Source organism: Lysinibacillus sp. NPDC048646 (assembly GCF_050272295.1).
Classification (GTDB): Bacteria; Bacillota; Bacilli; order Bacillales_A; family Planococcaceae; genus Lysinibacillus.
In genome coordinates this window covers 13,466-28,471 of sequence record NZ_JBNNLZ010000012.1, presented here as the reverse complement: position 1 = coordinate 28,471, position 15,006 = coordinate 13,466, and the positions used below count along the sequence as shown (strand labels likewise).

Below are 15,006 nucleotides of genomic sequence, written 5' to 3'. Positions count from 1 at the left end.
AAATGAACAGGCTCATAGTAAGCGCCTAAGGACATCCATTTCAAACGACTATTATCGGAATGGTGAATATAAGGCGTATGCCGAAATTTCTTTATCCTTGTGAAAGTAGGGGAACAGTACGAATGAAGCGAGTAACGATCGTGGCGGCATAGCCCTACATCTTACCCTTTGAAAACTAAATCAACTAAATGAAACTCACAGGGTCGAGTAAGATGATGGGACTTTTGTTATGAAAGGAGTACCAATCCATCGGTGAGTACAACACTACGACATGCGGAATATGTATGGTAAACAATTAAAGAAATTAAACCAATTTCGTTGCTTTAGTCTAAAGGAATAAGATGGAACGCCGTATGAGGGGAAACTCTCACGTACGGTGTGGAGCAGGGGAACAGATGGAGAACTTCAAAGTCTTACCTATTGCTATATAATGCAAATATTTATAGAAAATCAATTCAATGTAATATTTTTGGATTGATAATTAATAATAGAACCGTATTATTAAAAATAAGGAGAAATAAAGAATGAGATTATGGCATGTGGATTTATTAGCGTATCTACCAAAAGGACAACTACTTTCACAGTGGAGAGAATTAAATAGTATATTTGCCAAAGAAGATAAGCACATATTAATTAATTATATATACGAATATCCTAAAGACGATTTGTATGTTTATACAGAAAAAATAATTGATGAAATGAAGAATCGTGGTTATAAAATTAGGACATATGAAAAAATGAATAAATACTTTGAAGATTTAGAATCAGTTAAGAATGTTAAACCTTTTAAAAATCATCACGACAAGGAATATCTTCAAATTTGCTATTACAATCTAAAGGAAAAATTTATGCGTGGTCAGAAAGATTATGAAGAGGATAGGTACAATAGTTTATGTAGGTACGTAAATGATACACTGTTGTCTCAGTAAAGAATTATGCCAATTGTAACATAAAAAAGCCGCAGCTTCTTCACATGCTACAGCTCAGAAAAAATATTGCAAAGAAAAGTAGAAAGTGGGTTTGTATGAAAAAGCCTCAGCATTGAACTGGCAACTTACAGAGTTGTTTAATCGCAGCAGCAATAATGGCTAAAGCTCCAGGCAACGACTTTACTAAAAAAGAAGAATCTTTTTTTACAAGCCACCACGTAATCGTCAAAATTAGAATTCCAGGTATAAGAGCCATCAGTAAAGGTCCTACAAGCATCATTAAAAAATCAACCTCACTTATTTTTTGGTGTTATTTAATGGATTAAATCTGCCTAATGTTTATCTTAACGACTATCAAAATTCATTTATGGTAAGATGTTCTATTTAATATCTCTACTATATAGGGCAGCAACAATCTTTTAGAAAACAGTTTATGAAAAAGACTTATTTCAGCTTATTTTTTCAAGTTCTTCAATTCTTTTTTCTAATTTCTTAATCTTCATGTCATTAAGCACAGAAATGACCGAAGCAGTCATAGCAAAGGTAAAAGCTGCGAATACACTCATTGGAATACCCCCTAATATTTGTTAAAATAATGATAACATAAAAAAGCCACAGCATTTGTAGATCGAAGGACGAACTCGATTCTTTAACGAATGCAGCTGCCAGGATAATTTGGTACCTCAAGCATCCAGAAAAAAATTGAGTGTACCCTAAATTCCCCCCACATAACAATACAATGAATGACATATAAATAAAGTAGTGAAAAATTAGGAGCTTCTAAACGTTGATAGAATCGAATCTATCATTTACTAAATACGTGCAAATATAGGTAAAACTTAAGAAAATCTTCAGGTTCTCGAAAGGAAAAACTTAAGATTTAAATTGTATGCTTGAAAAAGTAGAAAATACGAAACCAAATGAAGTGCTAATACGTATTTGTAATAGCTGAGAATATTGGAGTAGGTGAAGATATGGCATATACCATTTACATAGTTTTAACAAAAACAGGTACATTATTGTCAAAAGCTATTGGCATGTATACCGGCAAAGAGATGAATCATGCATCTGTTTCATTTGATGACGGCCTCTTTGAAATGTATAGCTTCGGGCGAAGACAACTAAATAACCCTTTAAGCGGAGGATTTTTACGAGAGGATGCAGAATCAGGATTGTTTGAAGCCGCTGACTGCGTTATTTATCGTTGCAAGGTATCACATTATCAGTATTTAGAAATGATGCAAATCGTCCAGTATATGCATTGGAATCGAGATCGTTATAAATACAATTTTATTGGGTTATTTGGTGTTATGGTACAAAAGGAAGTGAGAAGAGAGCGTGCTTACTTTTGTTCTCAATTTGTAGCGATGCTTTTAAAAGCCGGGGGGTTGAAGGTCTATCAAAATCCGGCGTTAATGACACCGCATTGCATCGCACAATTGCCTTATTTAGAGGAAGTATTTGCTGGGAAACTTGCAGAATATTTACAAAGTGTACGTGTACCAGCAATGTTATATGGTTAGGGAGAATGCTGTATACTTTTCTAGCCTAGCTATCAATTACGCCTCGGCGTAATTAGCAAAATTCTTTGCCCACGAAGAAAAAACCCTTTTCTGCTATAATTAAGATGATGAAGATAGGGGTGATAAAGAATGCATATCGTTGCGATAGAGGGTGTACCATATGCTTGGCTGAACCAATTGCAGAGCATTCATGCCCATGTATTTAATGGAGCAAATCTGCCTCTAGCGAAACTAGAAAGTAAAGAAGGGTTACTTTGTTTATTCGCAGTAGAGAATGAGCATATAATAGGTTTTAAGTTAGGTTATACACATCCCGATGGTGTTTTTTATAGCTGGCTAGGTGGCGTTCATGAAGGCATGCGTGGTCAAGGAATTGCAAGTCAGTTAATGAAAAAACAACACGAAAGAATACAATTACTTGGTTATAAAATTGTACGTACATATGGTAGAAATGTAAGGAAAGCTATGCTCATAACAAATATTAAGCATGGTTTTGACATTGTTTCTACATTTATTGACGACAAGGGTCGACATAAAATAATTTTTGAAAAATCGCTACTTTAAGGAGTTAATAGTTATGAAGGCATATTTAGCAAACGGGTTATTTTCTTTAGGAGATCGTTTAGTCAACGAGCAACTCGCAGCAGCAATTCGACAGGCTGTACCAGGCATTGAATTATACGTACCACAGGAGAATGATGCAATAAATGATAAAACAACATATGCGGATAGTTTAGCGATTGCAGAGGCGGATTTAACGATGCTGCAAAGTAGTGATGTATTAGTTGCGGTATTAGATGGTGTAGAAATAGATTCAGGTGTTGCAGCTGAAATTGGTGCTTTTTCAATGCTCAATCGCCCAATTGTTGGCGTATTTACGGATGTTCGTCAGCAAGGGCGAGAAAATATGATGAAAATTGAAGCACTTGTTCGAGATGGTATCGAAAACCAGTTTGTTTATCGTAATTTATTTGTAATCGGCTTGATTAAACGCAATGGCATTATTGCTTCTTCCATTGAAGAGGCTGTTCAAGCAATTGTAAAACTGAAATTATAGGGGGAGTCGCGGATGCTAATGTCTACAACGGATGTGATTATTGGAAAAGACATTGATGAAACGCTCGGCCTAGTCAAGGGGAATTCAGTGCAATCTAGAAACTTTGGCCGTGATATGATTGCAGGGCTCCGTAATATTGTGGGTGGAGAAGTGAAGGCGTATGCAGAAATGCTTGTTCGCTCCCGAGAAATTGCCACAAAGGCAATGACAGAAGAAGCCCAAAGATTAGGCGCAAATGCAATTGTTGGTGTAAGATTTTCCACATCGTCTGTTATGGATGGTACTTCCGAAGTATTAGCATATGGTACAGCAGTGAAATTAAAGCTATAATTTATACTAGGGCTTCAGTCATATTGATTGGAGTCTTTTTTTGTCTTAATATTGTTAATTATGACAGAAAAGTGGTATGTTCAGTCTGTTTTATGATGTTTTGTTGTTAAATTAGTATAGTACCAATTATACCAAAAATATAGAAATTCTATAGTTAAAAGGACTAATGGTGTCCATCTCGTTTAGTATAATGAGAACGTAACTATGGTGAAAGAGTGGGATATATGGTGGATTTACAACAAAATAAAGGCTATCGTGTCATTTCAATGTTTGACAGACTGATGGATGGCCGAGGAATAAGCAAAAAGCAAGAAGCATTTACACATAAAGTTGGTGAAAAAACCATACAACGTGATTTAGATCAAATCAGAGCGTATATTGAACAGGCTAAATTAGATTGTCATTTAGCCTATGTGCGGACAGAAAAGGTATACAAGCTAACGAATACTGGAAAAAATATTTTATCGAAAGAGCAAGTGTTAGCGATTGTTAAAATACTAATCGAATCGAGAGCATTACTCAAATCGGAAATGAGTGATATTATTGATAATCTCATTTCTATTGTAGCTGCAGATAAACAGGAGCTTATTCATAATATCATTTTAAATGAAAAACACTTATACGTGGATTTGAATCATAGAAAGTCCTTATTGCATCTAATTTGGGCTATTTCAGCGTCTATTCAAAAGAAGAAGTTGATTAAAATTGACTATTTGCGTGAAGGCGAAACAATTCCTTCTGAAATAATCTTAAAGCCACTTGGCGTTATTTTCTCAGAATATTATTTTTATTTAATAGCTTATGATAGTAAGCATGAAAAGGATTTGCCAATTGTGTACCGCATCGATCGTATACAACATTATCTTGAGCTTGATAAGAAATTTCAAATCCCCTATTCTGAGCGTTTTCAGGAAGGGGAGTTTCGCAAGCGTATTCAGTTCATGCACGCTGGTGAGCTCATGCATATGAAATTTATATTTAAAGGCTTATCGCCACAGGCAGTATTAGATCGATTACCTACGGCTAAAATGCTGTCAAGTAAAGAAGGTCAATGCCTATTTGAAGCAGAAGTTTTTGGACACGGTATTAAGATGTGGTTATTGAGCCAAGGTGCGAATATTGAGGTGCTAGAGCCACTTGAATTAAGAGAAGAAATGATTGGCATCATACAATCTATGCAACAAAACTATCGTTATATTTAATAAATGAGGGGGGCTGTCTTTACTTTTTGGACAGCCCTTTTCGATTTGTCCTCAAAATAAATCTTCGAAAAATGTTAAATCAATGTCATCTAATAACTTGTAATCCTTCATATAATTTTCCTCGTATAAAAAAACGTATAGATGCTTTGCATCATCCAGACGCATGCCAATTGATCGTTCATCATTAATACGTAGTGTTAGCCAATAAGCCTCTTCAAAGTCTGGGTTGGAAAAACGTACTTTTCTGAGGGGTTGGTCATTCAAGTGTTGCATGATTTGATCAATCCTAGCTGCATCAGAAATATTGATTGTTTTTTCGTCGGATGCTCGAATGATTTCAATTTCTTTAATATGTTCGATATCGAGTGGTTCCAATACCTCCTTATCAAAAGTTGAATCTCTTGTAAGTAGCATTGTTGCTACATAGAGAATAATAAGGGGGAGTAGAATGACGAAAAATATTTTGTATCTTTTTTTCATGTTGATCTCCTTAAATTCTAAAAATTCGCTCTTATGTATTCCATTCCACGCTATAATTGAGCATATACTGAAATGATAAAGGATGGCAATGAAATGACACATAATTATGAAGAAAAAGAACTTTTTTATCCAAATGGCATCGTAATGTATCGTGGTGGCGTCAAGAAAAATGATTTTGGTCATGACATTTATGATGGGAAGGGTACAATTTTTGATCAGGACGGTGAACGATTGTTCGAAGGTGAATTCCTCAATCATATGAAGCAGGGCAACGGCATGATGTATTTAAAAGGCCAAATGATTTATCAGGGTGAATTTATTCAAAATAAGAAACAAGGAAATGGCATATTATATAAGGATGGCAAGAAATATTACGAAGGTCATTTTCGTAATGATTTAATGGATGGTTATGGCATTTTGTATTATGAAGAAGATGTGATTGCTCCGTATAAAGAGCTTCGTACGCAATATACGCAGTTGAATCATCCGCAATTTGAGGGTGATTTTGTGCATGGCATGAAGAAGGGCAAGGGCACACAATATTACCCAAATGGTTTTTTGCAGTACGAAGGCGATTTTATGTGGAATCATATGCAGGGTGCAGGAAAGCTCTATTATACGCCCGAAACGCCTACTGCCGAGGAGCTTGCAACCGGTGTAACGAAACTACAGTATGAAGGTTATTTTTTTGAGGACATGAAACACGGTAAAGGAAAAGTCTATTCACGGCAAGGTTTGCTTGAAGCAGAAGGACAATTTAAAGAGGATGCTATGACTGGAAAAGGTACTCTCTATTATGTAAATGGACAGGCTTCCTATATTGGTGAACTTGTAAATGGAGACAAGCATGGCCGTGGGGATTATTACAATGAAGAAGGCAAGATTATTTACAGCGGTGAATTTATACATGGCGAACGTTTGCGAATTACGCCAGAAGTCGAGCGGGAGATTGAGAAGCTTCAGGCGCAGTTAGATGGATTAGTAGGGCTCCCGAATGCTAAAAAAGAATTACATAATCTCATCAATTTTATTAAAATTCAAAGTCTTCGTGTAGACCATGGTTTAACAAGTTTCCCTATTACCTATCATCTTGTATTTTCAGGTAACCCAGGGACAGGGAAAACGACAGTAGCTCGTATAATCGGCCAAATCTATAAACACCTCGGTGTACTTTCCAGTGGACATTTTGTAGAAACTGACCGAGCTGGCTTAGTAGCAGGATATGTTGGACAAACAGCGTTGAAGGTACAAGAAGTCGTGAAAAAAGCGACTGGTGGTGTGCTTTTTATTGACGAGGCTTATTCGCTGATTAATGATAAACAGGATGCATTTGGCAAAGAGGCTATCGATAGCTTGTTAAAAGCAATGGAAGATTTACGCGATGATTTAGTCATTATTGTGGCAGGTTACACAGAACTGATGGAGGATTTTTTACAAGCCAATCCTGGCTTTAAATCGCGCTTTAATCATTTTGTACAGTTTGATAATTTTAGTACAGACGAGCTATATGATATTTTTGCTATGCTATGCAAGCAAAACGATTATCAATATGGCGAAACATTTGCTCATCATATGAAAACAAAGTTACATCAAATTCCTGTTGAATCCATTACTAATTTCTCAAATGGCCGTTATATCCGAAACTTATTTGAAAAGTTGGTGACCATCCAATCGAATCGTTTAATCCAGCAGCAGCATATTTCCAGAGAAGAGCTGATGTCGTTTATTGAAACGGATATTCTTCAAGCTATAGCAGAAAACCTTTTTAATCGTACATTTTAATAAGTGCAATAGACAAAGATCAAAATGCAACTGCGTTTTGGTCTTTTTAATGATCATATATTCATATAAATAGTAGTATCGTTAGTAGATAATTTTAGATAATAAAGGAGAAAATGATGAAAAAACTAGCCTCTGTGATTTTGTTCATGGCTTGTATTTTACCAACATTTTTGCGCATAAATATTACTGTTAACAACAATATTCATATTAATAAAGAACATAAAGGTCAAGAATAGGAAACTAGAACAAGCCTCTATTTGCCCCATACTGTTTATGCTGAGCAGGATTTGTTGGTGTATCCACTATTATAGGTATTTAATGAAATGGTTTGAAGATAGATGAAATTAAATTGACAAAGTTTTGATTAAGAAGTATTCTGATAGAAACATACGCTACCGTATCTTAATGTAGAGGTGAATTATGCAATTAACGAGAGAAGATTGGGTAAAGGCTGGTTTAAACCAATTAGCCGAAGCAGGAATACATAAAGTTCGCATCGAAGCACTTTCTCGTTCACTGAAAATAAGCAAAGGGAGCTTCTATCACTATTTTCGTGATCATCAAGAACTATTAGATTCGATGATCGATTATTGGGAAATACATGCAACACAGCGAATCATTCAGAGTATGGAGCAAAAGGATGCATCATTAGAGCAGCTATTACGAATAAGTTTTTGTCATGATAAAAAAATTGAAGTTGGTATTTATGAATGGGCAAAATTCAACACACTTGTGGCAGCTCGTTTAGTAGAAATAGAGGAACAAAGAATTAATTGCGTGGCACAATTATATCAAAAAAAGGGCATAGCCGATTCACTAGCTATAGATCGAGCGAGACTTGCTTATTTAACATATGTAGGATGGATGACTAGAATTGACGCAAATCCAAATTTTGATATAGAAAAAATGTTTGAGCTATTACTAAACATATAATAACGAATGTCCCTAACAAGTTGTATAACCTGTAGGGACAAATTAAATATCATAACATACGGTAGTGTATGTTCTTGGAAACTAAATGATATTGGAGGCAAACAAATGAAACTGATGTTGATTCTATTAGCGGTAAGTGTGTTATTCCTGATTAGTATGCTACATGTTTATTGGGCTTATGGGGGCCGTTGGGGCTCTGACGTTGCCATACCTGTAAAGGAGGGGGAGCAACGACCCGCTTTTGTTCCTAAGAAAACGGGGACACTATTGGTGGCAGTCTTTATTGTCATAGCGGCAATGCTGATGCTTGTGCAAGGCGGTTATTTACAAAGCATTCAAGCAAACACCATTACCAGAATTGGCTGTATTGTTGGTTCTTGTATTTTCTTTATCCGAGCGATCGGTGATTTTAAATATGTTGGGTTTTTCAAAAAGATAAAACATTCTCAGTTTGCAAGAAACGATACATGGTTTTATAGCCCACTCTGTTTGTTCTTGGGCGTAGTATATATGTTTGTACTGTTTTGATTTAGCTGTACAATCCGATTATAATAATTTGTGAATTGTAAAGGAGGAATCATGATTGAATCAAATTATTTACTTACTTCGCCATGGAGAAACGGAATTTAATACAGAAGGGCGATACCAAGGGGCGCTTGATTCTCCTTTAACAGATGTTGGAATAGCTCAAGTACGACAAAATGCCGATATGCTGAAAAGTCTAATCGGAAATCCTAACGAGTGGAAAATAATTTCAAGTCCATTAGGAAGGGCCTTAAAAAGTACCGAAATTATTTGTGAAGCAATTGGCTATGATGTTAAAAATGTAGAGATGGACTATCGATTAATCGAAGTGGATGTAGGGGATTGGGCTGGGTTAACCACCAATGAAATTGAAAAATCTTGGCCAAGCCTTTTAAAAAATTCAGATGTCTATAATTGGTATTTTAATGCGCCAAATGGAGAAAGCTATGACGCAGTAGTAGGTAGACTAACAGATTGGCTCGTTAGCGTTAAACATGAACCAAAAGTGATTGCTGTTTCTCATGGTTTAACAGGACGGATTTTACGTGGAATCTACGCTGGGTTAGAAAAGGAAAATGCTCTAAAGCTAGAAGTAGCGCAAGATGTGTTCTTTAAATTATCAAATAAAATGATTAAGAGAATTTCCTTAGACTTCGATGATTTTTATTGATTCGACGAGAACACTAAACTGTATTTGTAGGCTTTAGGGTCTTGGCCATAATTGCAATTCATCACGCTCTTTTATCGCCCATTTTCAACTTCCCATCCTGATTGTGAATGTAAAGCTAGTGATTGCCTTACGTCAGTAATTTATGTTTTGAAATTGTCGTGTGGTTGGTAATATGTCCATTAACGAGAAGTACATAAATAATTTGCTGGTGCAATGAATGCTCACCATTTTGGAAATGCTAAGGATAGGAAGATAGGTGTTTTTACCTAATTTCTAAATTATTTGCGGATAAACGAAGTAAAGAGCGACTCAACTATCGCTCTAAAAAATTCGATAAAAAATGTTTTTGAACAAGGAATTTAGGTAAATTTTAACACGAAAAGCCGTAGCATGTGACGGCGCTACAGCAAAATTGTTTTATACCCTTTTAAGTCTTAAGAATTTCTTCATAAATTTCCTACAGGAATATTCAGATTTGTCCCCTATTATAATTAAAATGGGGGGCGTTTTTTATGAAGAAATTTATTTTACTTTGTTGTATATGTGCTGTGGCATTCTATTTTTATTCCAATCAATCGTCGGAGCAAGCTGTAATTGAGCTACCTTCGTTACATAGTAAAAATGCTTTACTACTAAACGAAAAAGGTCAAGTGTTATACGAAAAAAATGCAGACGCCATTATATATCCAGCGTCGTTAACGAAGATAATGACGGCAATTGTAGCCATCGAGGCGAGTGAGGATCTTCAAATACAAACTATGGTTGCACCACAAACAATCACGGAGTTTACCGCACAAAATGCCTCCATGGCTGGCTTTAAGGCAGGAGATTTAGTGACGATTGAAGATTTATTATATGGAACATTACTTGCTTCGGGAGCAGATGCGACAGCTACGCTTGCGCATGTTATTGCAGGTAGCGAGTCTGAGTTTGTTACACTTATGAATGATAAAGCGCGTGAACTAGGGTTAGATGATACGCATTTTGTTAATGCCAGCGGGCTACATGATGCTGCACATGTATCCAGTGTTCGAGATATTAGTAAGTTATTTCGTTATGCGATTGAAAATCCATATTTTTACCAAATTTTGACTACAAAAAGTTATACAACATATATTCCCGATAAACTTACGATAGCAAGTACGCTTTATAGTAAAATGGCAGGTGTTGAGGATGCTATTCTAGGTGGAAAAACAGGGTATACGCCTGAAGCAGGGCTTTGCCTAGCATCTGTTATCGAAAAAAATGATGAAGTATTTATTTTTGTCACGACGAATGCAACTGGTCATGTTCGGACAACACCATTCCATGTTGAAGATGCACTTGCTGCGTATGCTGCTTTATAGGAGGAAAAATATGAAAAAAATAATAACTTTTTTTATACTTTGTATCGTCTTATTAACAGGGTGCACAGCAAATGCACCTGCAATAGAGCAGGCCGTTTGGGAGCCTTATGTCGGTACTTATATTGGCGATCATCTGAATGTCAGTAAGATAGCTGGCACTGTATTCATGCTTGGGGATACAATCGACCAATTCGATTTGAGAGGGGAGGTGCTGCGCGTTATTTATCGAACAGACAATGAGGCGTTGAGTAAATGGTTTACTTCTTCTACTTCAAGAGAGGAAGCAATTGTCTATAATGCGATGATGGCTACTATTTTAGTACCAAATGCCAAGGGCTATGCTTTTAGTATCGATGGTGAGATGTTTGAGCTTTCTAGAGAGGTATTAATCAATGAGATGGAATCCATATTTCCCACATTACCTCAAGGAAATGACTTTTTTGATGGAGAAAGGGTGAAAGCATTTTTACAAAAATATGAAGGAACCATACAACAATATGCCGTTGATACTAGCTATCAAAATACATTCATTAAACAATTTTTAATAACTAAATCTAGTTGATTTATACTATTTTCTGAAATAATCTATTCTTCTATAATAAGAATCAGATCCTATGTTTTTCAGAATATTTTACACAGAAAAACGACATCAGTGATTGTAAAAAGGCGGTGTAGAATGATGAAAAATTTGTTGCCCTTTGCTCTATTTTTGACATTTTTGATAAGTGTCGTGTTTGTAGGACAGGCTTCTGCAAATGCTGAGGGTCCATCAGTTATCCAGCAAGTTATAAACAATGCGACGGTTTATGGAGAAGCTTCTACAGAAAGTGCCATAATTGGTCATGTTGCACAAGGCAGTTTTGTGAAAGCTACTCCCGTTAATGAGGAATGGACACATATTCAAATGCAACAATTAGAAGGGTATGTGGCAACGTCTACATTAACAAATCTTACGCCAGAGAAGTTAGTAGTGGCGAAAAAGGGTGGCACGAGTTTATTTACATATCCGAGTCCTAGCGCTCAAAAGACAGGACAACTAAATGAAAATACTACCGTTCTTATGTATGGAACAGCACCCGGTGGTTGGTCTTTTGTCCAATATGGACATGAAACAGGATATGCTGCAACAAATACATTCAAGAAACCCACTGTCACTAAGAAGCGGGTAAATGTTGTTAACGGTGCTGTGTTACATTTGACAGCTAGCCCAAGTGGCGAGGTTATTGGTACAATTGCTCATCAAACAATTGTGCAACAATATGCCATACTTGCAGGTTGGGCATATGTAGAAGCAGGCGAACAAAAAGGCTACATAAAGGCATCAGAACTGGCGAATCTCATGATTCTTGATAACAAAGTATATAATAAAGGTGTTACGGTAGCGAAAGGTGCAAAAAAACGAGTGGCATTAACATTTGATGATGGACCTGATGCAAGAGTAACCCCACAAATTTTAGCGATTTTAAAGAAATATGATGTAAAAGCAACTTTCTTTATGGTTGGTAAAAATGTTTCTAGAAATCCAGCGACCGTAGAGAAAGTCTATGCGGATGGTCATGAAATCGGTAACCATACTTGGAATCATCCGAAGCTAACAACTTTAACGAAAGTAAATGTTAAGCAAGAGGTTGACCGCACGAGCAATGCTATTTACGCAGCTATCGGCCAATACCCGACAGTTTTTCGACCACCGTATGGCGCGACCAGTGAGCAAGTGCGTTCTGTAATGTCGATACCTTCTATTTTATGGTCAGTAGATACGCTTGACTGGAAACATCGTAATGCAGATAAAATATTAGCTTATGTCAAAGCTTCGGTGAAAGACGGAAGCATTATTTTAATGCATGATATCCATCAATCTACAGCTAATGGACTTGAGAATGTAATACTTTATTTGCAACAGCAAGGCTATGAACTTGTAACTGTTAGTGAAATATTACAATAATCAAATACTATAAAATTTGGGCTATATTAAGCGTTAAAAAGCCGTGCAACTGTCTGTGAAGACGATTGCACGGCTTTGTTTATTATTTAAATAAATTGATTGTTGTAATAATAATCGGAATTCCGAAGACATCGATTAAAAATGCACCTACAATCGGTACAACGATAAAAGCTTTTTTCGAAGGTCCAAAACGTTGAACAACGGCGGACATATTGGCCATCGCATTCGGTGTTGCACCTAAGCCATGTCCGGCAAAACCAGCAACCATTACGGCAGCATCATAATTCTTACCGAGTAATTTAAATAATACAAAAGTACTAAATAACACGATAAATAATACTTGCACAAAAACAATAACAAATAGTGGTAGTGCTAAATCTGCAATTTCCCATAGTTTAATGCTCATTAACGCCATTGAAAGGAAGATTCCTAGTGTTACATCACCGATTAAAGAAATGCTTTTCATATTAATAGCGTCAGGTTTTACTTTGTCCAAAATATTACGGACGAATACCGCTACAAACATCGCACCCACATAGCCTGGTAGGACAAAGCCTGTAGCTTCTGAGAATAATGTTCCAACATACGTACCGACAGCCATACAAAATGTAATTAACAATACCTGTGTAAAGAATGAATCGGATGTAATTTGTTCTTTTTTATTTTCGTATTCAACTTCCTCTGTTTCCTGCTCGTCTGGTGTTAAATTATATTTACCCACTAAATATTTGACAATCGGTCCACCGATTAGACCCCCAGCTACTAAACCACATGTTGCCGCCGCTGCGCCGATTGTCATTGCTGATGATATACCTAAATCTTCTAATGTTTGTCCAAATGCTGCTGCTGCACCGTGTCCACCTTCCATAGAAACAGCGCCAGCCATCATACCGATTAACGGATGAATACCCATAAGTGAAGCAAGTGATACGCCAATCACATTTTGCATTAGTGCTAGGAAGCCACATGCCAACCAATAGATGACTAAAAGTTTACCTCCTAGTTTCACGAGTTTAAAACTTGCCCCTAAACCAATTGTTGTGAAAAATGTAATCATAAATAGGCTCTGTAAGGAAGTATCGAGCGTAATTTCTAAAACGCCAGTTGTCTTTAAAATTGTTGCTAACGCGGCGAAAAGTAAGCCACCAACAACTGGAGCTGGAATACAGAAACGCTTTAAAAAGTTTATTTTATTGATGAGCAAACTGCCCAATGCGAAAAGTGCTACTGCTAAAAAAATTGTTGTTATTTGATTCAATTCGATCATTAACCATTCCCCCTAAGTAAGTTATTAAGTGCTTCGTAGACAAAATAGGCACCTAATTTGACTGTTCGTCCATTTTCATCAAGTAATGGATTTACCTCACAAATATCAAAGGACTGTGTATTTGGATGGGAGGTTACTTGTTGAATTAGTGTTCGTACAAATGTTGGATCGAGTCCAAACGGTGATGGAGCACTTACGCCCGGTGCAACTGCCGCGTTTAGGACATCCATACATAAAGTTAACAAAATCGTATCATGACTATCCATAAATTGTTGTAAGTCATTCATTATTTGAGGTTTACTTTCTCGTGTTAAATCTTCTTCTAGAACATATTTCACTTGTAGTTCACGTGCTTTGTCAAATAACTCCTGCGTGTTACCATAACGCTGAATACCTAGTACAAAGTAATTTACGTTTGGATCTTGCTCTAAAATCTGGCGAAACATTGTGCCAGACGATGGTTGCTCATCGTATGGACGTAAATCAAAATGCGCATCGATATTTATGATGCCGATTTTGGCATCGTGTTGTAATGCAGCACGAACACCTAAATAATGTCCATAGAGAGTTTCGTGGCCTCCGCCAAGTACGATACATTTCATTTTTTTCTTTCGTAATATTTCGACAATCTCCCCAAGCTCACGCTGTGCATCCTCTAAAGCATGATTTAGGCAAAGGATGTTTCCAACATCGACAATTTGCTGGTCACCTTCGAATGTCCATGGCAAGCTTGCTAATGATTCGCGAAGTGCATTTGGCCCATTTGCGGCACCCACTCGCCCTTGATTGCGACGAACGCCTTCATCACATATAAAACCTACAATTCCTGCTTGTTGATGATTTGAAGCGCTTACATCATTAATAGGAATTCGAGTTACTTTTTGATGTAATCGGAAACTGCTCGTATTTGTTGTTGAGTCTATTCGGCCTTTCCATTGCTTTTTATCTGTCATCGTATACATAACTTTATCAACTCCATTTTCAATATTCATGTAGTGTAAATTCATTATATATTCA

General features: G+C 36.5%; 17 protein-coding genes. 13 read left to right on the top strand and 4 right to left on the bottom strand.

Going from position 1 to position 15,006, the window contains the following annotated elements:
* Nucleotides 1-524: 524 nt before the first annotated feature.
* The gene (locus ACQKII_RS13840) at nucleotides 525-929 is read left to right on the top strand and encodes a pyrimidine dimer DNA glycosylase/endonuclease V (protein WP_427460117.1); all 405 of its coding nucleotides are present in this window, start codon (nucleotides 525-527) and stop codon (nucleotides 927-929) included.
* A 106-nt stretch (nucleotides 930-1,035) separates the two neighbouring features.
* Here the strand turns inward: ACQKII_RS13840 and ACQKII_RS13835 are convergent, their stop codons facing one another.
* Nucleotides 1,036-1,209: a hypothetical protein gene (locus ACQKII_RS13835; protein WP_427460115.1), complete on the bottom strand. Its 174-nt coding sequence runs from the start codon at nucleotides 1,207-1,209 to the stop codon at nucleotides 1,036-1,038.
* Between the two features lie 694 nt (nucleotides 1,210-1,903).
* Here ACQKII_RS13835 and ACQKII_RS13830 point away from each other — a divergent pair.
* The 5 genes from ACQKII_RS13830 (at nucleotide 1,904) to ACQKII_RS13810 (ending at nucleotide 5,041) form a co-directional block, all read left to right on the top strand.
* On the top strand, nucleotides 1,904-2,452 hold the full coding sequence (locus ACQKII_RS13830) for a hypothetical protein (protein ID WP_427460113.1): 549 nt from the start codon (nucleotides 1,904-1,906) through the stop codon (nucleotides 2,450-2,452).
* 129 nt (nucleotides 2,453-2,581) lie between these two features.
* On the top strand, nucleotides 2,582-3,016 hold the full coding sequence (locus ACQKII_RS13825) for a GNAT family N-acetyltransferase (RefSeq protein WP_427460111.1): 435 nt from the start codon (nucleotides 2,582-2,584) through the stop codon (nucleotides 3,014-3,016).
* Nucleotides 3,017-3,029: 13 nt separating this feature from the next.
* Nucleotides 3,030-3,509, top strand: a complete 480-nt coding sequence (locus tag ACQKII_RS13820; RefSeq protein ID WP_427460109.1) for a nucleoside 2-deoxyribosyltransferase — start codon at nucleotides 3,030-3,032, stop codon at nucleotides 3,507-3,509.
* 12 nt (nucleotides 3,510-3,521) lie between these two features.
* Entirely contained in the window at nucleotides 3,522-3,839 is a 318-nt protein-coding gene (locus tag ACQKII_RS13815) for a YbjQ family protein (RefSeq protein WP_427460107.1), read from the top strand.
* Nucleotides 3,840-4,063: 224 nt separating this feature from the next.
* Nucleotides 4,064-5,041, top strand: a complete 978-nt coding sequence (locus ACQKII_RS13810) for a helix-turn-helix transcriptional regulator (RefSeq protein ID WP_427460105.1) — start codon at nucleotides 4,064-4,066, stop codon at nucleotides 5,039-5,041.
* A 51-nt stretch (nucleotides 5,042-5,092) separates the two neighbouring features.
* Here ACQKII_RS13810 and ACQKII_RS13805 read toward each other — a convergent pair whose 3' ends face one another.
* On the bottom strand, nucleotides 5,093-5,521 hold the full coding sequence (locus ACQKII_RS13805) for a DUF5301 domain-containing protein (RefSeq protein ID WP_427460103.1): 429 nt from the start codon (nucleotides 5,519-5,521) through the stop codon (nucleotides 5,093-5,095).
* A 93-nt stretch (nucleotides 5,522-5,614) separates the two neighbouring features.
* Between ACQKII_RS13805 and ACQKII_RS13800 the strand changes: the two genes are divergently transcribed.
* The 7 genes from ACQKII_RS13800 (at nucleotide 5,615) to ACQKII_RS13770 (ending at nucleotide 12,722) form a co-directional block, all read left to right on the top strand.
* Nucleotides 5,615-7,303, top strand: coding sequence for an AAA family ATPase (locus tag ACQKII_RS13800; RefSeq protein WP_427460101.1), 1,689 nt, complete (start codon nucleotides 5,615-5,617; stop codon nucleotides 7,301-7,303).
* A 420-nt stretch (nucleotides 7,304-7,723) separates the two neighbouring features.
* A complete protein-coding gene (locus ACQKII_RS13795) occupies nucleotides 7,724-8,236 on the top strand; it encodes a TetR/AcrR family transcriptional regulator (RefSeq protein WP_427460099.1) in 513 nt (170 codons plus the stop codon).
* 105 nt (nucleotides 8,237-8,341) lie between these two features.
* Nucleotides 8,342-8,764, top strand: coding sequence for a DUF3995 domain-containing protein (locus ACQKII_RS13790; RefSeq protein WP_427460097.1), 423 nt, complete (start codon nucleotides 8,342-8,344; stop codon nucleotides 8,762-8,764).
* Between the two features lie 55 nt (nucleotides 8,765-8,819).
* Nucleotides 8,820-9,431: a histidine phosphatase family protein gene (locus ACQKII_RS13785; RefSeq protein WP_427460095.1), complete on the top strand. Its 612-nt coding sequence runs from the start codon at nucleotides 8,820-8,822 to the stop codon at nucleotides 9,429-9,431.
* Nucleotides 9,432-9,943: 512 nt separating this feature from the next.
* Entirely contained in the window at nucleotides 9,944-10,777 is an 834-nt protein-coding gene (locus ACQKII_RS13780; RefSeq protein ID WP_427460093.1) for a D-alanyl-D-alanine carboxypeptidase family protein, read from the top strand.
* A 10-nt stretch (nucleotides 10,778-10,787) separates the two neighbouring features.
* Complete coding sequence (locus tag ACQKII_RS13775; RefSeq protein ID WP_427460091.1) at nucleotides 10,788-11,339, top strand: hypothetical protein; 552 nt, start codon at nucleotides 10,788-10,790, stop codon at nucleotides 11,337-11,339.
* Nucleotides 11,340-11,453: 114 nt separating this feature from the next.
* The gene (locus tag ACQKII_RS13770) at nucleotides 11,454-12,722 is read left to right on the top strand and encodes a polysaccharide deacetylase family protein (RefSeq protein WP_427460089.1); all 1,269 of its coding nucleotides are present in this window, start codon (nucleotides 11,454-11,456) and stop codon (nucleotides 12,720-12,722) included.
* 82 nt (nucleotides 12,723-12,804) lie between these two features.
* Here the strand turns inward: ACQKII_RS13770 and gltS are convergent, their stop codons facing one another.
* Entirely contained in the window at nucleotides 12,805-13,989 is a 1,185-nt protein-coding gene (gene gltS, locus ACQKII_RS13765) for a sodium/glutamate symporter (RefSeq protein WP_427460087.1), read from the bottom strand.
* The gene (gene hutG / locus ACQKII_RS13760) at nucleotides 13,989-14,951 is read right to left on the bottom strand and encodes a formimidoylglutamase (RefSeq protein WP_427460353.1); all 963 of its coding nucleotides are present in this window, start codon (nucleotides 14,949-14,951) and stop codon (nucleotides 13,989-13,991) included. The genes gltS and hutG overlap by 1 nt, the downstream gene beginning before the upstream one ends.
* Between the last annotated feature and the right edge of the window lie 55 nt (nucleotides 14,952-15,006).